The 24,349-nt window shown below is 73.9% G+C and carries 18 protein-coding genes and 2 tRNA genes; 13 read left to right on the forward strand and 7 right to left on the reverse strand.

Annotated features, from left to right (window positions below; translation table 11 throughout):
• Window positions 1–12 precede the first annotated feature (12 nt).
• The 3 genes from DYI95_RS01865 to DYI95_RS01875 all read right to left on the reverse strand — a co-directional run bounded on the left by DYI95_RS01865 (window position 13) and on the right by DYI95_RS01875 (window position 3,032).
• Window positions 13–510 carry a translation initiation factor 2 gene (locus tag DYI95_RS01865; protein ID WP_116901082.1) on the reverse strand — a complete coding sequence of 166 codons (498 nt, stop codon included), beginning with the start codon at window positions 508–510 and terminating at the stop codon, window positions 13–15.
• Between the two features lie 584 nt (window positions 511–1,094).
• Window positions 1,095–1,958 carry a cell wall hydrolase gene (locus DYI95_RS01870; RefSeq protein ID WP_116901081.1) on the reverse strand — a complete coding sequence of 288 codons (864 nt, stop codon included), beginning with the start codon at window positions 1,956–1,958 and terminating at the stop codon, window positions 1,095–1,097.
• A gap of 201 nt (window positions 1,959–2,159) precedes the next feature.
• Window positions 2,160–3,032, reverse strand: coding sequence for a cell wall hydrolase (locus DYI95_RS01875; protein ID WP_116901080.1), 873 nt, complete (start codon window positions 3,030–3,032; stop codon window positions 2,160–2,162).
• Window positions 3,033–3,364: 332 nt separating this feature from the next.
• Between DYI95_RS01875 and DYI95_RS01880 the strand changes: the two genes are divergently transcribed.
• The 6 genes from DYI95_RS01880 to DYI95_RS01905 all read left to right on the forward strand — a co-directional run bounded on the left by DYI95_RS01880 (window position 3,365) and on the right by DYI95_RS01905 (window position 6,573).
• Window positions 3,365–3,565 carry a hypothetical protein gene (locus tag DYI95_RS01880; RefSeq protein WP_116901079.1) on the forward strand — a complete coding sequence of 67 codons (201 nt, stop codon included), beginning with the start codon at window positions 3,365–3,367 and terminating at the stop codon, window positions 3,563–3,565.
• Window positions 3,565–4,302: a dephospho-CoA kinase gene (gene coaE, locus DYI95_RS01885; RefSeq protein WP_116901128.1), complete on the forward strand. Its 738-nt coding sequence runs from the start codon at window positions 3,565–3,567 to the stop codon at window positions 4,300–4,302. The genes DYI95_RS01880 and coaE overlap by 1 nt, the downstream gene beginning before the upstream one ends.
• Window positions 4,303–4,304: 2 nt before the next feature.
• Window positions 4,305–4,916, forward strand: a complete 612-nt coding sequence (locus DYI95_RS01890; RefSeq protein ID WP_243149906.1) for a lytic transglycosylase domain-containing protein — start codon at window positions 4,305–4,307, stop codon at window positions 4,914–4,916.
• A 118-nt stretch (window positions 4,917–5,034) separates the two neighbouring features.
• Window positions 5,035–5,118 (forward strand) — tRNA-Leu (locus DYI95_RS01895).
• Window positions 5,119–5,189: 71 nt separating this feature from the next.
• Window positions 5,190–5,272: transfer RNA gene (locus DYI95_RS01900), tRNA-Leu, on the forward strand.
• 542 nt (window positions 5,273–5,814) lie between these two features.
• A complete protein-coding gene (locus tag DYI95_RS01905; RefSeq protein WP_243149796.1) occupies window positions 5,815–6,573 on the forward strand; it encodes a dihydrofolate reductase family protein in 759 nt (252 codons plus the stop codon).
• Here the strand turns inward: DYI95_RS01905 and folP are convergent.
• A complete protein-coding gene (folP, locus tag DYI95_RS01910; protein ID WP_243149907.1) occupies window positions 6,558–8,528 on the reverse strand; it encodes a dihydropteroate synthase in 1,971 nt (656 codons plus the stop codon). The genes DYI95_RS01905 and folP overlap by 16 nt on opposite strands.
• A 72-nt stretch (window positions 8,529–8,600) precedes the next feature.
• On the opposite strand from folP, the gene DYI95_RS01915 reads away from it, so the two are divergent.
• Window positions 8,601–9,371 (forward strand): glucose 1-dehydrogenase, encoded by a 771-nt coding sequence (locus DYI95_RS01915; RefSeq protein ID WP_116901075.1) that lies wholly within the window; start codon window positions 8,601–8,603, stop codon window positions 9,369–9,371.
• 277 nt (window positions 9,372–9,648) lie between these two features.
• On the opposite strand, the gene DYI95_RS01920 is transcribed toward DYI95_RS01915, so the two are convergent.
• Window positions 9,649–10,872 carry a glycosyl hydrolase family 18 protein gene (locus tag DYI95_RS01920; protein ID WP_116901074.1) on the reverse strand — a complete coding sequence of 408 codons (1,224 nt, stop codon included), beginning with the start codon at window positions 10,870–10,872 and terminating at the stop codon, window positions 9,649–9,651.
• A 23-nt stretch (window positions 10,873–10,895) separates the two neighbouring features.
• Complete coding sequence (locus DYI95_RS01925; RefSeq protein WP_116901073.1) at window positions 10,896–11,642, reverse strand: N-acetylmuramoyl-L-alanine amidase; 747 nt, start codon at window positions 11,640–11,642, stop codon at window positions 10,896–10,898.
• Between the two features lie 659 nt (window positions 11,643–12,301).
• Here DYI95_RS01925 and DYI95_RS01930 point away from each other — a divergent pair.
• The 6 genes from DYI95_RS01930 to DYI95_RS12900 all read left to right on the forward strand — a co-directional run bounded on the left by DYI95_RS01930 (window position 12,302) and on the right by DYI95_RS12900 (window position 23,414).
• Complete coding sequence (locus DYI95_RS01930) at window positions 12,302–12,997, forward strand: hypothetical protein (RefSeq protein WP_164581339.1); 696 nt, start codon at window positions 12,302–12,304, stop codon at window positions 12,995–12,997.
• Window positions 12,998–13,515: 518 nt separating this feature from the next.
• Window positions 13,516–14,859 (forward strand): MFS transporter, encoded by a 1,344-nt coding sequence (locus DYI95_RS01935; RefSeq protein WP_116901071.1) that lies wholly within the window; start codon window positions 13,516–13,518, stop codon window positions 14,857–14,859.
• A gap of 347 nt (window positions 14,860–15,206) precedes the next feature.
• Window positions 15,207–17,180, forward strand: a complete 1,974-nt coding sequence (acs, locus tag DYI95_RS01940; protein ID WP_116901070.1) for an acetate--CoA ligase — start codon at window positions 15,207–15,209, stop codon at window positions 17,178–17,180.
• 429 nt (window positions 17,181–17,609) lie between these two features.
• Window positions 17,610–20,972: a DNA-directed RNA polymerase subunit alpha C-terminal domain-containing protein gene (locus DYI95_RS01945; RefSeq protein ID WP_116901069.1), complete on the forward strand. Its 3,363-nt coding sequence runs from the start codon at window positions 17,610–17,612 to the stop codon at window positions 20,970–20,972.
• A 132-nt stretch (window positions 20,973–21,104) separates the two neighbouring features.
• The gene (locus DYI95_RS01950) at window positions 21,105–22,331 is read left to right on the forward strand and encodes a bifunctional phosphoglucose/phosphomannose isomerase (protein WP_116901068.1); all 1,227 of its coding nucleotides are present in this window, start codon (window positions 21,105–21,107) and stop codon (window positions 22,329–22,331) included.
• Window positions 22,332–22,421: 90 nt separating this feature from the next.
• Window positions 22,422–23,414 (forward strand): ABC transporter substrate-binding protein, encoded by a 993-nt coding sequence (locus tag DYI95_RS12900; protein WP_305849882.1) that lies wholly within the window; start codon window positions 22,422–22,424, stop codon window positions 23,412–23,414.
• 161 nt (window positions 23,415–23,575) lie between these two features.
• Here DYI95_RS12900 and DYI95_RS01960 read toward each other — a convergent pair whose 3' ends face one another.
• Window positions 23,576–24,289 carry a thiamine diphosphokinase gene (locus tag DYI95_RS01960; protein WP_243149908.1) on the reverse strand — a complete coding sequence of 238 codons (714 nt, stop codon included), beginning with the start codon at window positions 24,287–24,289 and terminating at the stop codon, window positions 23,576–23,578.
• Window positions 24,290–24,349 lie beyond the last annotated feature (60 nt).

Consider the following 24,349-nt stretch of genomic DNA (forward strand, 5'->3'; position numbering starts at 1 on the left):
GGATCCCGGGATCTATCCCCGGGTCCTTGGTGCACCGCCGTGCCCGGCCCCGGGGCCGGCGCCGGGCCGGCGGCCGGCCCCGGGCGGCGTGGCGGGCCCGCCCTCGCCGGGTGCCGGCCGGGTCGCTTCCGGCGCGCCGTACGCGGTGCGGCCGGGCTCCTCCCCGCCGATGTCCGCGGTCACCCGCAAGCCCGGCACCTCGAATTCCACCTGGGGCCGGATGCCCATGGCGCGTGCCTGGCTGTCCGCCAGTTCCTCCAGCTCGTCGATCCAGCGGTCGTCGTCGGTGAAGGAGGCCGGTGCGCCGGCAGCGGTCAGATCGTCGCGCTCCGGGGCCCCCGCTTCCGGTTGAACCGGGCGGCCGCGGCGGCCGTTCGACCTCGCCCGGGCCGGCCTGCTGGCCGCGCTCTCCGGGTTGCCCGGGTGCAGGGCCCCGCCCTGGCTCCCTCCCTGGTTCGTCGGAGCACCGCGCCCTTCACCGGGGCGCGGCCTGCCATCTGGTCCTGTCATCGCTTCCCGCTCCTTTGCCGGCCCACCCCGTCTCGGGTCCCCGCCCCCATCGCCGGCACTGCATGGGGCGCACTCCGTGGAGCAGGCCGAACCCGTGCCGGGAACCGGCCCGAGCCGGTTCGGCCCCGTCCGGACCGCCGCCTGGCAACCCGCCGGCACGCGCGCGGACCGTCCGCACCGTGGACGGCGGGCGGCGTGACCCCGCGGCGGCCCGGTCCCGGGCAGTTCCCGCTGCGGCCGGTGGCCGGGGTTGGACTTTACTAGCGTGGCCGCCTGGAGGCCGGCCGAATCGTGGAAGGCAACCGGGCGGGACAAGGGGCGCCAGAAGGGGCGCGAAGACCGGCGGGGGAGCGGAAGGTCTGCGCCGCCGGCGGCGCAGGCAACGGCCGGGAACCCACCGGAGATACGCCAGGGGCGGGGACCCTGAGTCCCCGCCCCTGCCTGTGGTCCCCAGCCGGCGGCCGGGGACCGTACCCTATCGAGTCCTGCATCGTCAATCCCTGCGTCCACCCCGTCCGGCGCCCTGGGCCGGTGCTGGATGGTGCCTGCCGCCGCAACGGCCGGCGCCGGGTGGTGCGGGAACCTCAGTAGGCGAACCGGTGGTTGCCGATCCAGCCCGCGCTGGGCCGGCTCTCCAGGAAGGGCTGGTAGCCCGACTTGACGGGATTCCAGAAGTAGAGGGCGCCGCCCGTGGGGTCCCAGCCGGTGACCGCGTCGATGGCCGCCTGCCAGGACTCGGCGCTGGGTTCCTGCCAGAAGGTCCCGTTCAGCACCGGCTCAAACTGGTACGGCTCGAACAGCACGTCCGCCACGGTATCGGGGAACAGCGGGCTCTTCACCCGGTTGAGGATCACGGCCGCCACGGCCACCTTGCCCACGTAGGGCTCGCCGGCGGCCTCGGCCTCGACCATCTGGGCCAGCAGGCGCAGTTCATAGTCGGTCGCGCGCACCCCCGCTCCGCCCGCCTGCGGCCGGGAGGGAGCCGGCGCGGGTGCCGGCGCGGCATTCCCGCCCGAGGGCGCGCCCGTCGAGCCACCCAGGGGAACGATCAGCCGCTGCCCGGGCAGGATCAGGTCGCCGGCCAGCGCATTGGCTTGCTGCAGCTCGGCGGCCGTCAGCCCATAGGCGCCGGCGATCTTGAACAGGGTATCGCCCCGGCGCACGGTGTAGATGTCGTAGCGGTCGATCCTGGGGATGGCCAGGTAGGTGCCGGCCCAGACCACGCTGGCCGACGGGAGGCGGTTCAGCTGGACGATGTCTTCCATCGGAACCCCGTACTTGCGGCTGATCTTCCAGACGGTCTCGCCGCGCTGGACGTAATGGGTGACGAAGGCCGGACCCCCCTCGGAGGCCGCCGCCGGGACCGTGCTGCCCATCACGGCCAGGACGGACAGGCTCACCCCGGCCAGCAGGCCGGCCAGCGCGCGCCGCCACCGACAATTCGCCATGCTTCTCCCTCCCCGGAAGAAATCTGGATGTAACATGGACGAAACGAATTATAGAAAACTGCAATATTCGCAGGCATTAGCAAAATGTTACCTGTTCGAAGTCAAAAAACAGCGGCGGGTGCCGTGACGAGCACCCGCCGCTCGGTGAAGGAAGGACTTCGCTTCGGACCGAACGCCCGCGACTTACCCAGGCGTCAGGCGTCAGTAGGCAAAGCGGTGATTGCCGATCCAGCCGGCGCTGGGGCGGGACTCCAGGTGGGGCTGGTACCCGGACTTGGCCGGGTTCCAGAAGTAGAGGGCCCCACCGGTGGGGTCCACGCCCCGGGCGGCGTCCCGGGCGGCGCGCCAGGAAGCAGCACTGGGCTCCCGCCAGAACCAGCCGTTGAGAATCGGTTCGAACTGCCAGGGCTGGAAGATGACCTCCTCGACAGTGTCCGGGAACAGGGGGCTGCGCACCCGGTTCAGGATCACGGCGCCCACCGCCACCTTGCCTTCATAGGGCTCGGCGCCGGCCTCCGCCTCGATCATCTGGGCCAGAAGCCGCAGTTCCCGCGGGGTCAGGTGCATGGCGCGCTCCTGCACCTGGGCCCGGGAGCCGGCCTGCCCGGCCCTCGCCGCCGTGTGCGGCTTGCCGGCGGTGCGCCCGCGCTCTCGGGACGAACCGGCTCCCGCAGCCTCCTGGCGGCCTTTACCGGCGGCCGCGCTCACCTGGGTCGACGGGCCGGCCGGGTTCGTCCCGGCACCGGCCTTATCGGCCCGGTCCGCGGCCCGCTCCTCCGCCAGCTGGACCGCTGCCACCAGGCCACCCGTGGCGGCGGCCTCCTCGTCCTCGCCGGCCCTGGCCGGGATTGCCTTCGCCGTCACGGCCACCGGACCGGACCCTGCCGCCCCGGCGACACCGCCCTTCTCCGAGGGCTTCGCGGCGATGGCCAGGGCCGCCGTCGGCCCGGAGAGCACGAAGGCCAGCGCCAGGGCCGCACCCACCAGGGGCAGTCCCGGCCGCCGGCTCCGGCCGGCCCGGCCGGTAAAGCTTCGGGCCGCCGGGGTAGCCTGCTCCATCGCTGTAGCCCGCATTTCATTCCCTCCTCGCTTCCGAACGGGACGTATATCTACGGTTGTCGTCGAAATTATAAAAAGTCGCCATTTCCGTGGCATTATTGAATCCATGGTCATCGGGCATGGGTTCAACAGAATAGGAAAAATATCGGCATCCGGCAGGCAGGCGGGTGCCGGCACGCAGGGAGCGGGTGCCCGCATCCGGTAGGCAGGCGCCCGGCGGCGGCCGGCTGCCGGCATGCGGCCTGGCACCCGGCTTTCGCCGCCGGCCCCGGCAGGCGGTATAATCCGGGCGGGATCATCGCGGTGGCCGTCGGGCATCGCCCAAGCGGGGATGGGAGGGAGGCCCCATGATGGTGGTGGCCCTGGAATTCGAAGATGAGAAGAAGCTGGAGGCGGCGGTGCAGCGCCTGCGCCAGAACCTGGGCGTGACGGGGGAACTGGCCATCAAGCCCCTGCAAGGCGGCCGCTGGCGGCTGACCATCAGCTCCGAAAAGCCGCTGCGGGAGAGCTCTCTGGAGAAACTGGGCGGCCGGCGGGTCGACCTGTGATGCCTGCCGGCGGCGCCCGCGCCGCCCGGCGGCCCCTGCTGATCGGTCTGACGGGCGGCATCGGGAGCGGCAAGAGTTCCGTGGCAGCCATGCTGGCGTCCCTGGGTGCCGCCGTGGTGGACGCCGACGCCATCGCCCGCGCGGTGGTCGAACCCGGCGAGCCGGCCCTGGCCAGGCTGGTGGAAGCCTTCGGCCCCGGCATCCTGCGTCCTGACGGCACCCTGGACCGGCGGGCTCTGGGACGCCGGGTCTTCGGCGATGATGCGGCGCGCAAGACGCTGGAGGGCATCGTTCATCCCGCCATTCGCAAGCGCACGTGGGACCGCATCGGCGCCCTGATGGCGGCGGGAAGCCATCCGGCTGTGGTGTGGGACGTGCCCCTGCTCTTCGAGGTCGGGGCCGAGAAGCTGGTCGACCAGGTCTGGGTCGTCACCGCCCCGCGCGCCGTGCGCCTCCAGCGGCTGCGGCAGCGGGATCCCGACCTCTCCCCGGAGGAACTGGAACGGCGCATGGCGGCGCAGATGCCCTTGGAGGAGAAGGCGGCCCGGGCCCATGTGGTGATCGACAACGGCGGCGATCTGGAGGCGACCCGCCGCCAGGTGGAGGCGGCGTGGCGGCGGCACGTGTTGCGTGAAGAGGGCTCCGCGACCCGGCAGGGCTCCAGGCCCGGCGACCGTCCCGGGGACCGGGCGGGTTCCGGTCGCCGTACCGGTGCGGAGGGAGGCAGCGGGTGCTGAACATGGTGCGCTGGCTGGGGTGGGGTACAACCCTGGCCGTGGCCGCGCTGGTGGCAATGGCCGTCCTGTACGCGGCCTATCCCGTGCCGATGGCGGCGTTGATTCAGCGGGAAGCCCGGGCGTGCGGGCTGGACCCTCTGCTGGTGGCGGCGGTGATCCGGCGAGAGAGCGGTTTCGAGCCCCGCGCCGTATCCAGCCGGGGCGCCCGCGGCCTGATGCAGCTCATGCCCGAGACGGGTGCGTGGGCGGCCTCCCGCCTGGGGATCGAGGGATTCCACCCGGACCGGCTCTTCGAGCCGGAGGTCAACCTCCGCCTGGGGTGCTGGTACCTGGCATACCTGCTGGACAGGTTCGGCGGGGATCCCGTGGCCGCCCTGGCCGCCTACAACGGTGGGGAGGGAACGGTGGAAGACTGGATGGCGCGGGGCCACTGGCACCCCGCCCAGGGGCCGGGCGAGATCCCCTTTCCGGAGACCCGCCACTTCGTCGCCGGCGTGCTGCGGGATTACCGGGTCTACCGCTGGCTCTACCGTCACCTGCCGGCCGTATGGGGCAGGGTGGAGCAACTGGCGGCGGCCGGCACGGCGGCAGTGGAAGAGCGCCTGGGCCGGTAGGCCCGGCCTTCCTCACCGCCACCGCTATCGCCCCGCCGCCGGCCAGGAGGGGCTTGCGCCGGGCGCATGCAGGTGCTATATTACGAACTGCACAGCCGGTCGAACCGGCGGCGAGCATGCCGAAGTGGTGGAACTGGCAGACACGCGGTGTTCAGGGCGCCGTGGGCTTACGCCCGTGTGGGTTCGAATCCCACCTTCGGCACCGGCGGACAGGAAATCCTGTCCGCCTTTCCCATCCAGAAAGCCGTTGGCCCGGAAGGGCCGGGCGGCCGTGCGAGGGTGCTGGAACTGGCAGACAGGCACGTTTGAGGGGCGTGTGGGTTTATCCCGTGCGGGTTCGAGTCCCGCCCCTCGCACAGGGCAGAGGCGCCGGACGGCGTGGCAACAAGGCCATGCCGCCCGGCGCCTCCTCGCTTTCTGCACCTACCCTGCGCGGGTGCGGCTGGCCGGCCTCGCCCATGGGCCCAAGGCCTTCGGCTCCCCGCCTGCTGCGCCTCCCTGGCGCGGGCGCGGGGCCGCTTTCGCAGGCCCGCGGCAAAGGATAAGATCAAGCCGGAGCCCGTCCCTGGAAGGAGCATCCAGCCCGTGCCGGCGCCCGGCCGGCGGCAGGGGCGAGCGGCGGGCGCCGCCATCTCGTGACGTCCGGCGCGATCCCGCGCCGTGAGGTGGTGCTTCCGGCGCCGCCCAGGCGGTACGCCGGTGCCGTCCGCCGGTGGTCCGGCGCCGGGAGGGGAGCCCGCGAGGCCGCGCGGGCAGCCCCCGGCGGCGGGCGGCCCGCTGCGGGACGCGGCGGGCGGCAGGCCGGGGCCGGTGGCCCGGGCGGCGGGTCGTTGCGGGCTGCCGCCGGCCCGCCCAGGACCCGAGCCGGACTACGGCAAGGCAAAGGCAGGTGACACCCGTGCAGCAGCTCTTCCCGGAGGCGCGGCCGTGGCCCGATCCTCTCACCATCTACGACGACCTGGATCTTCCCGCCGGGCCACCCCACCGTCCCTACGTGCTGGTGAACATGGTCTCCACCGTGGACGGCAAGGTCACCATGGGCCGCGGCGCCATCCAGGAGCCCATCGGCAGCAAGGTGGACCACGGCCTCATGGCCCGGCTGCGGGCGCCGGTGGACGCCGTGTTGCGCGGCGCCGGTACCGTCCGGGCCTACGACGTGCCGCCCCGCGTGCCCGCCGAGTACGCCGAGCGGCGGCAGGCCCGGGGCCTGCCGCCCCAGCCCCTGCCGGTGGTGATCACCGGTTCCTGCGACCTGCCCCTGGACGCCCGGTTCTTCCGGGAAGCGCCGCGGCGGCCGCTGGTGCTGACGCGCCGGGCGGCCCCGGCCGACAAGGTGGAGGCCGTGCGCCAGGTGGCCGACGTGGCCTTCGCGGGGGAGGAGCAGGTGGAGATGCGGGCGGCCCTGGCCCTCTTGCGGGAGCGCTACGGCATCCGGCGCCTGCTCAGCGAGGGCGGCCCCACGGTGAACTTCGCCATGCTGGAGGCCGGGGTGGTGGATGAGCTCTTCTGGACGGTGGCGCCCAAGATCGCCGGCTACGCCGAGGACAAGACCATGGTGATGGGGCCCCGTGCCCTGGATCCCCTGGTCCGGCTCAGCCTGGCCAGCGCCTTCTTCCACGAGGGCGAGCTCTACCTGCGCTATCACGTCCTGGACTGATCTCCCGGACGAACCGGCAGCCGCCCGAGTTCCCGCAGGGGCCGGCGCTGCCGGCCGGTGACGGCGTCGAAGGGCCAGCCGCCGGCCGGTTCGTCCCAGCCGCGGACCAGGGCGTCGGCCATGCGGGCCACCCGGGCATTGGCCCGCACGTCGTGGACGCGCACCATGTCGGCGCCGTGGACCACGGCCAGGGCCGTGGTGGCCAGCGTGCCCTCCAGCCGGTCGCCGATGGGCGTCTCCAGGATGTTGCCGATCACCGAGGTGCGCGAGGCGCCCAGCAGGACGGGGTATCCCAGGCTGCGGAAAGCGCCCAGGTTCTCCAGGATCTCCAGGTTGTGCCGGGTGCGCTTGCCCACGCCGATGCCGGGGTCGACCACAATGGCTTCCGGGCGTACGCCGGCGGCCAGGGCCCGCTGCACGCCCTCGGCCAGGTAGCGGGTGATGTCCAGCACCACGTCGTCGTAGCGGGGTTCCCGGACCAGGCGCCGCGGGTGGCCTTGCAGGTGCATGATCACCACCCCGGCACCGTAGCGGGCGCAGACCGCCGCCAGGTCGGGATCGGCGTGCAGCCCGCTGATGTCGTTGATGATGTGGGCACCGGCCTCAAGGGCCGCTTCGGCCACGGGCGCCTTGTAGGTGTCGATGGAGATGGGCACGTCGACCTCCCGCACCAGCCGCTCGACCACCGGGACCAGCCGGGCCAGCTCCTCCTCCAGTTCCGGTTTGGAGGCGGCGATGTTGGCGCTCTCGGCCCCCACGTCGATCAGGTCGGCGCCCTCGGCCACCATCTCCAGGGCGCGGCGCAGCGCCCGGTCGGGGGCATTGTAGCGGCCGCCGTCGGAGAAGGAATCGGGGGTGACGTTGAGCACGCCCATGATCAGGGTTCGCCGGCCGAAGAGCAGGGAGCGGCCCCGGAAGTCGACCTTGCGGGGACCCAGGGCCAGGGGCACCGGCCCCGCCGGGAACCCCCCGGCGGGCCAGGGGCCGCCGGCCACCGGCGCCGCGGAAACCGGCCCCGCACTCCCGCGCCCGGCGGGGGCCGTTCCCCCGGCCGGGGAGCCTGCCGAAACCCCGGCGGGCGACAAGGGGGCGGCGCCGCCCTCTGCCCCCAGCCGCCCCGGCGGGAGATGGGGCAGCGAGAGCAGAGCCCGCGCCAGGGCGTGGCCGGCGGCGCGGGTCAGGTCCTGCCCGGTGGCGGGTTGGTCACGGCCGGCCCAGCGGTGGGCCAGGGACCACAGCTGGGGCAGCGAGCCGCCCACCAGCAGGCTGGCGGCGCCGGCGTAGGGGCGCCAGGTGGCAAAGCCCGTTTGGCCGGCGGCCTCGTGGGCCAGGCGGCGGGCCAGCTCGGGCGGCAGGGGCGCGATCTCCAGGACGTGCTGCCAGCGGTCGTACAGGGCGCCGGCACCGGGCCAGCCCGCCCGAACCAGCCGGGCCGCGGCGTCGCCGGCGGGCCAGGGGCCGCGCAGCACGGCCACCACCGCCCGGGGGCCGGGCCCGCCTCCGGGAGGGACGGGGCCGGGCGCCTGGCTGTCGATGCCGGCAGGCGGTTCGGGGTTCTGGTGGTCCAAGACCATTCCTCCTTGAGATGGAGATGACCCTTTGCCCGGCAAGGGGCTTCCGCCTGGAGGCGGTCCTCCGGGCCCGGCCCCTTCTGCGTTCTCACCCGGGCCGGCATCCGGGCCGGTGCCCAGGGTCGCGGGGGACAGTTCCGCCCAGGCGCGGTCGGCCAGCGGGCCCCAGAGGTCGTAATGGGGGATGCTCCCGTGGCGGCAGATGCCCCGGGCGGGAAGGCCGTAGCGGGTGCCCCAAGCCGCCAGGCGCCCTTCGTCGGTGCAGAGCACTTTGACCAGGTACGGGGCCACCGTCCCGCCGGGCACGGGCCGGTGCCAGGGCTGGCGCAACACCGCCAGCTCGCCCCGGCGGGCTCGCGTGAGGGCGCGGCGCCACTGATCCACCAGGCGCAAGGGCATCCTCCTTCCGGGCGGCCGGGGCCCGTTCTTCCCCAATATAGCAGGAGGTGCTGGGCGATGCGGCAGAAGGAGCCGTGGACGGCCGGTCGGCTGGCAGGGGAGGTGGCGGTGGTGACGGGGGCGGCCCGCGGCATCGGGAGGGCCATCGCCCTGAGGCTGGCGGCGGAAGGCGCGGCGGTGGGCGTGCTGGACATCGACGGCCCGGGGGCGCGGCGAACGGCCGGGGAGGCTTGTGGCGCGGGCGGGCGGGCCGTGGCCGTCGAGGCCGACGTGGCGGACAGCGGGGCGGTGGCCCGGGCCATGGCCCAGGTGGCCGGGGAGCTGGGACCGCCCACCATCCTGGTCAACAACGCCGGCATCGGCGGGTTCGTCCCCCTGGAGCACGAGGCGGCCGAAGCCACCTGGCAGCGGGTGCTGGCGGTGAACCTGACGGGCGCCTACCTTTGTGCCCGCCACGTGGTGCCGTACATGCGGCAGGCCGGGCGGGGCGCCATCGTGCAGATCGCCTCGACCCGCGCCCTCATGTCCGAACCCGACGGGGAGCCCTACGCGGCGGCCAAAGGGGGGCTTTTGGCCCTGACCCACGCCCTGGCCGTCAGCCTGGGCCGCTACGGCATCCGGGTCAACGCCATCAGCCCGGGCTGGATCGACACGGGCCACGAGCCCGTGGGGGAGCAGGACCACGCCCAGCATCCGGTGGGCCGGGTGGGTCGCCCCGAGGACGTGGCCGCCGCCTGTGCCTTTCTGGTGTCGCCGGAGGCCGGGTTCATCACCGGCCAGAACCTGGTGGTCGACGGCGGGATGACGGTGAAGATGATCTACCTCTGACCCGGTTGGCCAGGCACCCCGGGCGTCGCCGGCGCGGCCGGCCGCGGGCCGGGGTCCGTCATGGGGCGCCGGGGCGCCGGGATGCGGTGCCGCCCCAGGCGGTGCGCCCGGCCGGTGCGCCGGGCAGCCGGGCGCGGCGAGCGGGCGGAGGCGGGGGAAGGCGCCCTGCGGGGTTTAGCGGAACCCCGCAGGGCTCCCGATCCGGGGGCTGTGCTTGCCCGCCGGCCTGGACTCGCCCGCCGGGTTCACCGCAGTCGCCGGGCAACGATTCACCGATTCACCGGAGCCGCCGGGCGATCTCCCGCCAGGCCGCCGGGTCTTCCATCCCCAGCCGCCAGATGGCGACGCCCCGCACCCGGTGTCGGCGAACCAGGTTGATCTTCTCCGCCCAGCTGCGAGCGTTTTCGAAATACACCGCGTGGCCGGAGCCGTCGGCGGCGGTGTAGGTGAAGTAGGGTACCCGGGCCCGGTCGTCCCAGCGCATGTCCACGCCCTGCTGGCGGGCCAGCTGCACCGCCTGGGCGTGATCCAGGTAGCGCGGGAAGGTGCCGCCTCCCCAGTCGAAGCCGAAGGCGCCGAGGCCCACGATCACCTTGTCCCGCGGCACGTAGCGCAGGGCGTAGCGCACCATGCGGTCGACGTAGTCCAGGGACGCCAGGGGACCCGGCGGCGTGTCCGCCCGGTGCTCGGAGTAGGTCATCAGGATGAAGAAGTCGACGGCCTCACCGAGGGCGGCGTAGTCGTACACGCCGGTGTTGGGGTCCGTGCGGTCGTCCCGGTCCCGCGGGAAGACGGCGATGCTGAGGAGCTTGCCGTCCGGCAGCGCCTCCCGCACCTTGCGGACGAAGGCCGTCAGCCGCGGGCGCTCTTCCGGCGGCACCGTCTCCAGGTCGATGTGGATGCCGTCGTAGCCCTCCTGCCGCATGATGTCCAGCATGCCGCGGACGGCCCGCTCCTGGGCCTGGGGGTCCCGGAGGAACCGGCGGGCGGTGGCCGCGCTGCGCTCGCCCGAGCCGTAGAGCAGGTTGTGGACGATGAGTTCCACCTTGAGGCCGCGCCGGTGGGCTTCCCGGATCACCTGCTTGCGGCGCTCGGGCGGCGGCGCGGCGTAGGCTTCGATGGTGCCGTCCCCGCTTTCCGCCAGCCGGAACCAGAAGGGCACGATCACATCCAGGTCCCGGGCGTGGCGGACCATGGTCTCGAAGGAGCCGGCCAGGGGCGGTTCGGGCTCGGTGTAGAACCCGTAGACCACGGGATCCTTGCCGACGATGTCCGCGGCGCGGCCCGTCCCCGGACCTGCGCCGGGCCCCGGCTTGGCGGGGGCACGGGAGGCCGGCCCGCCGGCCCGGCAGGCGCCGAGGAACAGGGCGATCAGCAGCAGGGCGGTGACGGCAGGGACTCCCCGCCGCCGTCCCGGACGGGCGGAGGCCACGCCGGCTGGGGTGCGCCGCGGCGGGAGCAGGTTCCACCGCCGGCGGCGGCGACACGGGCGCGGGTTCATCGGGCATCCCTCCGCCCGCAGTGTCACCGGCCTGGGGGAACGGCATGCGCCCGGATGCCCAGCTGGGCCAGCCCCCGGACCAGGCCTTCCACCGCCGCGGCGGCCAGGTCCCGGCGGCCCTGGGGGCTCAGCAGGATGGCGCGGTCGGCGGGGTTGGTCAGGAAGGCGAACTCCACCAGCACGGCGGGGCGGCCCGCCTTCTCGAGAAGGAAGAAGTCGGCGGGAAGGGCCTCGTTGCGGGCCTCCGGGGGGAAGGCGGCGTTCAGGCTCGCCTGGACGGCCAGCGCCAGGCGGCGGCCGGGTTCGTCCCCGAACTGGTAGAAGACGATGGGACCGCGCAGGCCGCTGTCCCGGGCGGCGTTGACGTGCAGGCTGACCAGGGCGGCGGCCCGGGCAGCACGGGCGATGCGCAGCCGCTCCTCCAGGTCGCGGCGCACGCTGGCGTCGTCGTCGCCGGGGGCCAGGGCGTAATCGGCGGTGCGGGTCAGCACCACGCGGAACCCGGAGGCTTCCAGCAGGGGCGCCATCGCCTGGGCCAGCTGCAGGGTGAGGTCCTTTTCCAGAATGCGCCCCTGGAGGTGGGTGCCGCCGTCGATGCCGCCGTGGCCCGGGTCCAGCACGATGACCGGGCCGTCGCGGTTCGAGGGGGCAGGAGCATGGGCCCGATGGGACAGGAGCACCAGCGCCAGCAGGGCCGCAAGGACGGCCAGCAGCGCCGTCTCCCCGCCGGAATCCCGCACCGGGCCTGGGCGGCGCCTGCGGGCATGCAAGGACCTCCACCTCCTTCGGCTTGGCTGGGCCGGTGTTCGCGGGGGTTGCGGCGGTGCGGCGGGCGGTCGCCGACCGGCCCAGCGTGGACGGGTTCGCGCCATTCCTCCCGGCCGGGGCCTCCGATGCGATGTATGCAAAGGCGTCGCGGATCTTGTGGGGACGAGCCGTGGGGACGAACCGGGGCTCGGGGCCGCGCGGACCCTGGCCCGGATGCCCGCCGCACCCGTCGCCGGTCCGGCCGTCCCGGGGATGGGGAGGCCCGGCGGGAGGAACCCGCCCGTGCGGGAGGGAACTGACGGGCAGAGGACGTCGGGCGGCGGAAGGGGCCGGGCCCCGGGGGGCGCCGCCGGGGAAGCGGCCGGAGCGCGGCCTGGACCGCCGGGGGCGTGGCCTGCCCGGGGAGAGGGCAGGGATGGAAGCTGCTGCTGGGGGCCTGGGCTCCGGGCGATCCGGCGCCGGCCATGGCGTGACCCGGATGGTGGTGGCTTCGCCCGGGGGAGGGTGGCGGTGGATGTCCCGTGAAGGCGGCTGGCAGGTACCGGAGGAGTCCCGCCGTCGGGCGGGCCCGCCCGCGGGAGGCGGGAAGGGGACCGGACCCGGGCCGGCGGGTGAAACCGGAGAGGGCGGGGCCGGCTGGTCGGGTGGCCGTGATCTGCTGTTGATCCGGCCTGCTGACGTCCGGGCCCAGGGACTGGAACAAGATCTTCGCCTGAGGGAACAGGCATCGCGGGGGGCGGAGGCGGGTCCCCGGCGCCTTCTGCGCCGGTGGCTCCCCCGGCTCCGCCGCCGGCCAGGGGCGCCGCGGGCGGGGGAGGCGACCCCGGCGATCCCAGGCCGGGAAGCCTTGCCGGCCGAGGAGAGCGACCTTCCACCCCCGGTGGATCCCGCGCCCCTGGGCTGGTTCCTCCTTGCGGTCACCTACGCCTTGACGGCGGTCTACAGTGCGGTGCCCGCGGCGGGCAGCACCCTCTTCGGAGCGGGCGCCCAGGGGGCAGGCCGGATGGCGGCGGCCCTGGTGGTGATTCCCTACGTGCTGGCGGGCGTCTACACGGGTTGCACCGCCGGGGGCCGGGGCTGGCTCTACCCGGCGACCTTCGCGGCCTGGCCGATTCTTCTGGAGCGCCTAGCCCTGTACCTCTTCGGCATGGCCGGCCAGTGGATGGTGGCCGGCTTCCCCCACGGCTGGCGGGAGGCCCTGCCGCTGGACACGGCCCTGGCCTTCACCCGCGCGACCCTGGCTCCCTACGCGACGGTGGGCTACTTGGCGGCGGGGGCCGCCAGCCTGGCCCTGGCGGTGGGCGTGTTCTTCGCCACACGGTGGCTCGCCGGGCGGGTGGCAAGGAGCCGCTTCTAGTGCCCCGGGACGGTGCCGGCAGCCCGGGCCGGAACCTGGCCCCGGCCAGGGAGCCCGCCGGCAATCACCGTAGTGCCCGCTAAATCGCCGCTTTTCGTTCCTTCATTCCCGGCTCACGGCTGAACCCGCTTTAAAGTTCCAGACCTGAGCAAGAAATTCGTTGTCTAGAAGGCTCCCTCCGCCCGCGGCCGGAAGGATTTAGGCCGCCGGCGCGGAATTAGGCATCCCATATCGTGCCATGGGACGTTCCTGGAACAGGCGTGCCCCGGCTGGAAGCCATGGTGCTGAAAGGGGGCCGTGAAAGAGAAGGGAGGGAGACAGCTGCCGGCGGGAGCCGGAGGGAAAGGCCGGGGCATCGCCCCGGTGCTGCGGACCGGTGACGACCCGCTGGATCACGGCGGCGCCATCCCGGGGAACGGCAGGGGCTTCGCGCCGGTACTGGGGACCGGTGGGGGCCCTGGCCGGTAGGGCGACCGGCCAGGAGCGTTCCAGGGACCGCGAGAGGGGAGGTTTCCTGCATGGGGACCGTCAGTGCCACTGCGGCCGGGCCTGCGGACAGCCGGAACATCTGGCGCGTCATCGCGGCCTCGGCCGGAGGTACCATCATCGAGTGGTATGATTTCTACATCTTCGGCAGCCTCTCCACCGTCATTGCTTCGGCCTTCTTTCCCAAGGGGAACCCGACCGTCGCCTTGCTCAACACCCTGGCTATCTTTGCCACCGGGTTCCTGGTGCGGCCCTTCGGCGCCCTGGTGTTCGGGCGGTTGGGGGACCTGATCGGCCGCAAGTATGCGTTCCTGATGACCCTGCTGATCATGGGCGGTGCCACCACGGCCATCGGCCTGGTGCCCACCTACAGCCAGATCGGCATTGCCGCACCCCTCATCGTCCTGGTGTTGCGGCTCCTGCAGGGTCTGGCCCTGGGCGGCGAGTACGGTGGCGCGGCCACCTACGTGGCCGAGCACGCCCCCGACGGCCGGCGCGGGTTCTACACGTCCTTCATCCAGACCACGGCCACGCTGGGCCTGTTCGTTTCGCTGGGTGTCATCCTCATCGTCCGCCTGTCCATGAGCCCGGAGGCCTTTGCCGCCTGGGGATGGCGAATCCCCTTCCTGCTCTCCGCCGTGCTGCTGGTGCTCTCGGCGTGGATGCGCATGCGCCTGCAGGAATCGCCCCTGTTCCAGCAGCTCAAGGCCCAGGGCAAGACCACCCAGGCGCCGATTCGAGAGACGTTCCGCAACTGGAAGCTGGTCCTGCTGGCCCTGCTCGGTGCCACGGCCGGGCAGGCGGTGGTCTGGTATACGGGCCAGTTCTACGCCCTGGTGTACCTGCAGAATACCCTGAAGGTCGACTTCGTCACCGCCAACATCATCGTGGCCGTCGCCCTGGCCCTGGGCACGCCCTTCTTCGTCGTCTTCGGCCACCTGTCGGATCGCATCGGCCGCAAGCCGATCATGATGGCAGGCAACCTGATCGCTGCCCTGACCTACTATCCGCTGTACCAGCTGATGCACCAGAACGCCGGCAACCCGGTGGTGCTCACCCTGCTGGTCTGGGTTCAGGTGCTCTACGTCACCATGGTCTACGGGCCCATCGCCGCCTTCCTGGTCGAGACCTTCCCCGGCAAGATCCGCTACACCGCCCTGTCGCTGCCCTACCACCTGGGCAACGGCTGGTTCGGCGGCCTCACGCCGTACATCTCGGCCAGCCTGGTGGCCAGCACGGGCAACATCTATGCCGGCGTCTGGTATCCCACGGCGGTGGCCCTGATCACCTTCGTGGTGGGGACCTTCCTGCTGAAGGAGACCAGCGTGATCTCCATCTGGCAGGAGACCCATGCCACCGAAGCCACCGCCGACTGACCCGGCGGACGAACCGGCCGGTGGGCGCCGGCCCCGCGGGCCCTGGCGGCGCCGCGGGGCCGGCTTTTGCCCGGGGCCGGCAAGGGCCGCGCGGCGGGGTCGCGATCGTTCCGCCCCGGCTCGGTTGCTTCGCCATGTCCGGCTGCCGCGGCGGCGATCGCCGGGGCCCGCCTCGCGTCAACCGGGTCCGGGGGGCCCAGGGCGACGGGGACGTCCGGTAGCCGCTTTGGCACTCCCCGCGGAGGAGGGGTTGGGCGCCGGCCGCAGGATCTGAGCGAGTTCCGTTCTAATTAGAGGTACAGGGGACGAATTCCGGCGGGACCGTGCCCGCAGAGGGAGGGGACACCATGGCAGACGCGGCAGGAAGGCCCATCGATGCCCTGCTCCGGGAAGAACGGCGTTTTGCACCCCCCGAGTCCTTCCGGGCCCGCGCCCACGTGCGGGACGAGTCGGTCTACGAGGAGGCGGAACGGGATCCCGAGGGCTTCTGGGCCCGGTGGGCGGAAGAGCTGGAGTGGTTCCGGAAGTGGGACCGGGTGCTGGAGTGGAACCCGCCCCACGCCAGGTGGTTCCTCGGCGGCAAGCTCAACGCCAGCGTGAACTGCGTCGATCGGCACATCCGCGGGCCGCGTCGGAACAAGGCCGCCATCATCTGGGAGGGCGAGCCGGGGGATACCCGCACCCTGACCTACTATGACCTCTACCGGGAAGTGAACAGGTTCGCGGGCGTGCTCAAGAGCCTGGGCGTGAAGAAGGGCGACCGGGTGACCATCTACCTGCCCATGATCCCCGAGCTGCCCATCGCCATGCTGGCCTGTGCCCGCATCGGCGCGCCCCACTCGGTGGTGTTCGCCGGCTTCAGCCCCCAGGCCCTGGCCTCGCGCATGGAGGACGCCGGCTCCCGGTTCCTCGTCACCTGTGACGGGTTCTACCGCCGGGGGAAGGTGGTCCCGCTCAAGGCTCAGGCCGACGAGGCGCTCAAGCTGCTGGCGGGCAAGCAGGATGTGGAGGCCGTGGTGGTGGTGCGCCGCACCGGCCATGAGGTGCCCTTCACGCCGGGCCGGGACCGCTGGTGGCACGAGCTGATGGAACAGGCCCAGCGGCTGTGCCCGCCCGAAGCGATGGACGCCGAGGATATGCTCTTCATGATGTACACCTCGGGCACCACGGGGCGGCCCAAGGGCATCGTCCACACCACGGGCGGGTACCTGACGGGCGTGTATGCCACCACCAAGTGGGTCTTCGACCTCCACGAGGACGACGTGTACTGGTGCATGGCCGACATCGGCTGGATCACCGGCCATTCGTACATCGTCTACGGCCCGCTGGCCAACGGCGCCACCACGGTGATGTATGAGGGGGCGCCCGACTGGCCCGACAAGGACCGGCCCTGGGTGATCATCGAGAAATACGGCGTCACCATCTTCTATACGGCTCCCACGGCCATCCGGGCCTTTGCCGCCGACGGGCCGGAGTATCCCCGCCGGCACGACCTCTCGAGCCTGCGCCTCCTGGGCAGCGTGGGCGAGCCCATCAACCCGGAGGCCTGGATGTGGTACCACGAGCACATCGGCGGCGGCCGCTGCCCCATCGTGGACACCTGGTGGCAGACGGAGACGGGGGCCATCATGATCACCCCGCTCCCCGGGGTGACGGTCACCAAGCCCGGCAGCGCCACCCGGCCCTTCCCCGGGATCAAGGCGGCGGTGCTGGACGACCAGGGCAACCCCGTACCGCCCGGCCAGGGCGGCGGCTACCTGGCCATCCTGCGCCCCTGGCCTTCCATGCTGCGGGGCATCTGGGGCGACGAGGAGCGCTACGTCAACACCTACTGGTCCAAGTGGGGCCGGGACGTGTACTACCCCGGCGACGGCGCCAAGATCGACGAAGACGGCTACTTCTGGGTGCTAGGCCGGGTGGACGACGTGATGAACGTGGCGGGTCACCGGCTGAGCACCATGGAGATCGAGAGCGCGCTGGTGTCCCACCCGGCCGTGGCGGAAGCGGCGGTGATCGCGGCACCTCACCCGGTCAAGGGCCAGGTGCCCGTGGGCTTCGTGATCCTGGAGGCCGGCCGGCAGGGCGGTCCCGAGCTGGAGGCGGAACTCAAGGAGCACGTGGCCAAGGTGATCAGCCCCATCGCCCGGCCCGACCGGGTGCTGTTCGTGCCCGACCTGCCCAAGACCCGCAGCGGCAAGATCATGCGGCGCCTGTTGCGGGACATCGTGGAAGGGCGCGAGCTGGGTGACACCACCACCCTGCGCGATCCCGACGTTCCGGAGCAGCTGCGCCAGATGTACGCTTCCCAGCCTGCCCGCTGACCAGCCCGCTGCTGACGGGCGGACCGGGCCGGCTCCCGGCGGGGGACCGGGGTCCTGCGGGACCCCGGTCCCTTTCCGGTGACGGCGGATGGCCAGCCCGCCCCCCAGCCACGCCCGGCCGAGACCATGCCCTCCTTCGCCTCCCATGACCCCGGCCACCCGCTCTGCTCGGGTGGGGCAGGCTTTTTTGCGTTGCGCTCTGGTTGAAAGCGTCAAGAAAAGTTTACAATCGAACACGATTGATTTAAGTGGTCGCCTCCTATTTCGCCATCGTTCGACAGGTTTTGTCGAAAAGGGCGGGCGGTGGGTGGCGGCCTCCACTGGTCACCGCACCGGCGGCACCCCGCCCGGCCCTGCGGCTTCACGGCCCATGGGCGGCCGGGCCGGCCTCCCGCGGCCGCTGGGCGGCGCCCGTACGGAGGGGAAAGAATGGAACTGGCGCCTGATGGGCCACTGGCGCCTGGCGCACCGCACCTGGAACGGCCGGGCACCGGGGGCGCAGGGCCCCGCCTGGACCAGCCCCAGGATGCGGCGCCCGCCGGAGGGCAGGCCCCGCCTCCGGAGGCTGGGCCGGCGCAGGCCGGTTCGTCCGGTACGCCGGCGGGCGGGCGGCCAGGCGCCGGCCGGGCCGAGGCGGGAGTCGAGGCTGGGGAAGACCACCGGGCCGAGGGTCGAAGCGGGGCCGAAGGCGAACCCGGCGCCGCTGCCGCTGCTGCCGGCCTGGCGGGGATCCCCCTCGACTTGCTGGACATCCCGCCCCGGGTCCGCCTGGCGCTCCAGCAGAGGGGTTACGAGACCGTGGGCGATCTCGCCTGGCGGCATGACCCGCGGCTTCTGGCCGCCCGCGGCATGGGGACGCGGGGCCTGCTGGCCCTGGTCACCGAGCTGGCGCGGGTCATGGCCGACGGAGCCTACCAGCGGCAGCTGCTGGCCCGAGCCACCCGGTATGACCCCCAGCGGTTCCCCGAAGCCGTTCGCCGGCGGCCCGTGGATGATCTCGGGCTGGGCCAGCGGGCCTACCGGGCCCTGCGGCGGGCAGGGATCCAGACCGTGGGCCAGCTGCTGGAACTGGGGGAACCGGGGCTGCAGCGGCTGCGGGGGCTCGGGCCCCGCTCCCTGGCGGAGATCTGCCACCGCCTGGACGCCCTGCAATCGGGCCGGCCCTTGCCGCCACCCGGCGGTGCCACCGGCGACCCCCTGGCCCCCGATCTGATGGACGATCCGGCCCCCATCGGTGCCCTGCTCCTGCCGCGCCGGGTGGTCACCGCCCTGCAGCGGGCGGGGCTGCACACCGTCGGGGCGGTGGCCGGCTTTACGCAGGAAGGGTTGCGCCGGTTGCGCGGGCTGGGGGAGAGCGGCGTCGCGACCATTCTGCAAAGCCTGCACCAGTACCGGCAGGAGCGCAGCCGCAGGGAAGCGTTCCCCCGCCGGCTGGAGGACTGGCTGCAGGAGCTGATCGAGCCGCTGGCCGATCGGGAGCGGGAAGTGCTGGCCCTGCGGTACGGCCTGCTGGGAGAGGAAGCCCACGACCTGTCGGCCATCGCCGCCCGTTGGCAGACCACCCGCCAGTGGGTCAGCGTGGTGCAGGGGCGGGCCCTGCGCCGCGCCAGGGCCCGGGCACGACTGGAGCGCTTCCAGCCGCTGGTGGACGCGGTCCGGGCTGCGGCGACCCGCTGCGGCGCCGCGGGGCCTGCCGAGCTGGCCGAGGCCCTGCGCCAGGACGGCACGGTGGGCGTGCCCGAGTCGACCGACGAGGCGGTCCGGCTGGTGGGCCTGCTGGTGCACGTGACGCCCGGGCTGCGGCGGGTGGCGGGGTCGACCTGGTCGACGGTGGAGATCGCCCAGCACCTGCCGGAGGCGGCCCAGCGCCTGCAGGAGTTCCTGGCGGCGGCCGGCCGCCCGCTGGCCCTGGCCGAACTGGCCGCCCACCTGGAGGAAGGCACGGGGGACCTGCCCGCCCCTGCGGAGGCGCTGGCCCGAGCGGTGGTGACCACCCAGGCTTCCTTCGCCCGCTTCCCCGGCGGGACCTACGGCCTTGCCAGCTGGCGCGCGGGACGACGGATGCGGGCCCGGGACTACGTCTACCAGGCGCTGCAGCGGCACGGGCGGCCCCTGCACTACGCCGAGCTCACCCGGCTGGTCAACCAGCTGTTGCCCGAAGGGCGGAAGATGCCGCCGACCCACGTGTTGACCATCCTGTCGTCGGGGGAGCCCTTCCGCCGTGTGGACCGGGGGATTTACGGCCTGAGCCACTGGGAGCGGCAGCCGGAGCGGAACCTGGCGCAGCTGTGCCGCGATGCCCTGGCCGAAGCCGGGGAGCCGGCCAGCCTGGACCAGGTGGTCGCGGCCGTCCAGCGGGTGCGCAGGTACCCGCGGCGGACGGTGGCCCGGGCCCTCAACGAGGACACCGCCGTGCTGCGCTACGGCCGGGATCGGTTCGGCCTGGCCGCGTGGCTGGCGACGGACCCCCGGGCCGCGGGGGCGGTGCGAGTGCCTGCCTATGGCCCCCGCCCTACCAACCTGGCGGCGGTGCGCGGGCTGCTGGCCGAGCTCCTGGCAGGTCACATGTACGACACGTCCCAGCTCACCTCGTACCTGGGCCGCTGGCGGCAGCGTTCCCAGGCCCGGCAGGTCATCGCCTACCTGGCCACCATGGGCTGGCTGACAGGTCTGGAGGACACCTGGACGGCCACGTCCCTCAACGACGGGTGGGTCCGGGCGGGCGGCGAGATCGATCAGCTGGCCGCCCTGGCCCTCGCCGACCCCGCCTTTGCCCACGCCGTCGTGCTCCACGGCGCCTTCCGCCAGCTGGCCCAGGGGGATGCAGGGCCGGCCGGCCCGGGGGGCGCGGACTCCGTACCGGGACCTGCGGGGGACCGTTCCCGCTGGAGCCTGCCGGGCACCGCCCGTCACGACGGCCGGCCGGCCCCTGACCTCGCCGCCGCCGCGGCGGGCGGGGACCGAGGCGCCGGCGGGGCCGGGTCCGCAGGGCCCCGGGAGTCCGCTGTACCGACCCTGGACCAGGCCGCTGGCTGGCTGGCGGGCCGCATCCGCCGGGCCTCTGGCGCCCGGGGGGAGGAGCCGGGCCCCGAGCTGCTGGAGCGGCTGCGCCGGCAATGGCAGGTTACCGCCTGGTTCGACCCCTGGATTTCCCTGCTGGTCCCGGAGCGGGCGGCAGCGGCGGGCGGGGCGGGTGAGCCCGGAGGCGCAGCAGCTGCCGCCGCGGCGGACGAACCGGCGGCCGCCGGCGGGGGCCGCGGCCGGGGCGCCCTGGCCCGGGCCGCCTTGTGGGACCAGGCGGTGACCCGCCTCTGGCCCCGCCACCCCGTTCACCTGCCGGCGGCGTGGGTGGAGACGCCAGCGACGGCCTGGGCCATCCTGGCCGACGTGGTGGCCTCCTGGTCGGGGCCGGACCGGGTGGTCGACCTGGAGGCTCTGGGGGACTGGTGCCGGTCACGGGGGCTGGACGCCAACCCCGTACAGATCGAGGCGGAACTCTTCGCTCTGGGGCTGTGGCCTGTGGGCGAGGGCTCGCGCCTGCGCCTCTACATGCCTTACCGGCTGGTGGTACCGCCGGGCGGGTTCGGTGCCGCCGGCCTGCCCGGGGGCGCCGGCCTGGCCGACGCAGCGGCCGCCGCGCTGGAGGGCTCCGGGGTGGTCGCTGCAGCCCCCGCGGGCTGGCCCGCGGCGCCCCAGGCCCGCGTCGATGTGATCCCGCCCCTGGGGGGCGGGGGCCCGGCGGAGGCCGCAGCGCTGGGGGAAGAACCGGGCGGCGACACCCGCGACGGGTAGCGGTCACCGGCCGGCGCCGGGAGACCGGCCGCGGCCGGCACCCCGGACCCCTTCCGGACCCCCGGTCCGGAAGGGCGGCTTGCGGGCCGGCGCCGGCGGATCGAGGGACTGGCGCAAAGGGAGGCCCAGCGGATGGATTCGAACCAACGGGCAAGCAACCCGTCACGGCAGGAGGAAGGGGCGCCGGCCCCGGCGCCGGCAGCCGGGGCGCCGGGGGCGGTGGTCCCGGACTGGGCAGCCTTGCGGGAACTGGACCGGCAAGGGATGCTGGGCGCGGTCGCAGCCTTCCCCCACCAGCTGGAGGAAGCCCTGCGGCTGGGCCGGGAGGCGGGCAACCTGCCCCGGCCCCTGGCGGGCACCCCGCGGGCCGTGCTGGTGGCCGGCCTGGGCGGGTCGGCCATCGGCGGCGACTTCGTGGCGGCGGTCCTGGAACCGGAGGCGCCGGTCCCGGTGGTGGTCCACCGGGATTACGGCCTGCCCGGCTGGGTGGGGACCGGGGACCTGGTCTTTGCCGTCAGCTACTCCGGGGCCACCGAGGAGACCCTGAGCGCTTTCGAAGAAGCCCTCGCCCGGGGGGCGGCGGTGGTGGCGGTCGCCAGCGGCGGGCCGTTGCTGGAGCGGGCAGCCGCGGCGGAGGCGGCCGGGCGGCCGGTCCGGCAGGTCCGGGTGCCCGGCGGCCTGGCGCCCCGGGCCGCCCTGGGCTACCTGATGCTACCGGTTCTGTATCTCACCTGCGCCTGGACCGGCGTGGGCGATCCTTCGGCCCAGGTGGAAGAGGCCATCGCCGTCCTGCGCCGCCAGGCCCGCGAGCTGGAACCCGGCGGCCCGGAAGGCCCCGCCCACCGGCTGGCGCGGCAACTTCTGGAGCGGCCGGTGTTCATCTACGGCGCCGGGCGCCTGGGCCAGGCGGCGGCCTACCGCTGGCAGTGCCAGCTGAACGAGAACGCCAAGCTGCTGGCGCACTACCACGGGTTCCCCGAGCTCAACCACAACGAGATCATGGGCTGGGAGGGGGTGCCCCTGGACGGGGCGGCGGGTGGAACCGGCAGCGGCGGGCGGGACGGGGCACCGCAGCGGCCGCTGGTGGTTTGCCTGCAGGCCGGCCCGGACCACCCGCGCAACCGGACGCGCATGGCCATCACCGCCGAGCTGGTGGACGGCCGGGCCGGCTGGGTCACCGTCGCGGGGCACGGCCGGAGCCGCCTGGCGCAGCTGCTCAGCCTTTCCTATTTCGGCGATTTCGTTTCGGTCTACGCTGCCCTGCTGAGGGGCCTTGACCCCTCGGCCATCGCCAGCATCCAGCGGCTCAAGGAGAGGCTGGCGGCCCTGCCGGTGGGAGCGGGCGGAACGGCGGGCTGATCGCAGCCGCCGCGAGCGGGAGGGGGGGCCGGTCTTTCCCGCCGGGCGGGGACATAGCCATGGGCACCGGGAGGGGCAATCCCGGTGCCCATGAACTTTTCCTGCCGACGATGGGTCTGGGTGGCCGCGGCCCTTGCGGGCCTGGCCGCCGGCTGGATGGCGGCGGCCGCCCGTTCCCCCGCCCCGGCGCCGGGCCGCTGGGTGTTCCGGGACGATCTCGGCCAGCGGGTGGTGCTGCCCGGCCCGCCCCGGCGGGTGGCCTGCAGCGGCCGGGATCTCTGCGACCTGGCCCGGGCGCTCCTAGGCGAGGAGGCCGTCATCGTCCTTCCCGCCGGGGCCGAAGAGCAGCACCTGCGGGAGAGCGGTGCAGGCCTGGTGGTCCTGCCGGCGGTCACCCGCCAGCCGGGGCTGGCGGGACGATTGCGGGCCCTGGGCTGGCCGGCGGCCACCTTACGGTGGCGGGACGTGGACCAGCTCCCCGCTGCTGCCCGGCGCCTGGCCGGATGGTTGAACCAGCCCGGCCGCGGCCAAGAGCTGGCCACGGCCTACCGGCGGCGGCTCGATCGGGTCGCAGCCGCCGTGGCCGGGGTGCCCGAGGCGGAACGGCCGGTGGTGGTGGTGCTGGCGTGGGATCAGCCGCCGGTCTGGGCGCAGCCGGGCAGCCCGGTGGCCACGCTGGTGCGGCGGGCCGGGGGGCGCCTGCCGGCGGAGGGAAGGCCGGGTGAAAGGGCATGGGGGACCGGGATTGCGTCATGGTGGCACCGCCCGGGCAGCCGGTGGGGAGGCCTGGCCCGGCTCATCGTCCCGGCCGGGGCTGGTGCGGGCTGGCAGGCGGGCGAGGAGGGGTGGCGGGCCCTGGGCCGCCCAGGTCCCGTGCGGGTGGTGACCCCGCTTTGGACCCCGGTGGTGCCGCCGGGCGGACCGGCGGTGGGCACGGCGCTTTACCTGCCGCCCGCCCAGCTGCTGGGGGCGGGCCCGGCAGCCCTGGAAGGCCTTGAACGGCTGGCTGCGTGGCTCTACCCGGAGCGGCTCGCGTTCGAAGGCGATCCGCACCGGCTGGTGCCCCTGCGGGTGGCGCCCTGAGGGGCCGGGCGGGGGGCACCGCGGCTCCGGCCCGGATTGTGGCGGTGCGGGGGGCTGCCGGCCGGGGGCGGAACCGGACCGTTCCCGGGTGGTCGAACCGGACCGTTCTCAGGGCGGCCGGCGGCACGGCCACCCTGGGCTGCGGGGCGCGGGCGGCCGGGTCAGTGCCGCCGCTGGAGGATCACCAGCCCCAGCCCGGTCCGGGCGCGAAATGCCCCCTCGGTACCCGCCAGAGCGTTGCTGACGGTGTAGGCCGTCCCCCAGGCCAGCGTGGCGTCCGCCAGGGGGTAGACCAGCCCTTGGGTGCTCACGCCGGTCATCCGGGGGGTGAGGGGTACCAGGGAGACGACCTGGCCCGGCCGGCCCTGGAACCGGACCTCGCCGGGGCCCACCAGGGGTGCGACGTGGGCGGGCCCGGCCAGCACCCTGAGGGCATGGCCGCTGGCCACCCAGCGCGTGGCCATCAACAGGTTGGCCAGGGTGTGGTCGACCCGGTCTCCCACCCCGCCCACCAGGTACAGGGGGGCCGGGCCCAGCCGCTGCCGGGCCAGGTCCAGGGCCAGCTCGGTGTCGGTGAAGTCCTTGGCGGGGGGAACGCGCCGGACCTCCACGCCGGCCGCCCGGGCCGCCTCCACTTCCGCGGCGGTCAGGGTGTCAAAGTCGCCGGCCAGCAGGTGCGGCCAGAGGTTGGCTGCCCGCAGAAGGCGCAGGCCCCCGTCGGCGGCGATGCAGAGGGACGCCCCGGCCACCAGGCGGGCCGTTTCGGCCACCAGGGCCGGTTCGTCCAGGTCACCTCCTGCCACCACCACGCCGTAGGGCGGGGAGGGAGGCGGCAGAAAGCCGAAGGGTTCGGGCAAGGGATGGGCTTCCGGCATGGGGGACAAGGGAACACCTCCCGGCATGTCCGGTTCTTCCCCTGCATAGGGTCATACGGG

Origin of the sequence: Thermaerobacter sp. PB12/4term, assembly GCF_003403315.2 — a bacterium.
Taxonomy (GTDB): Bacteria; Bacillota; Sulfobacillia; order Thermaerobacterales; family Thermaerobacteraceae; genus Thermaerobacter.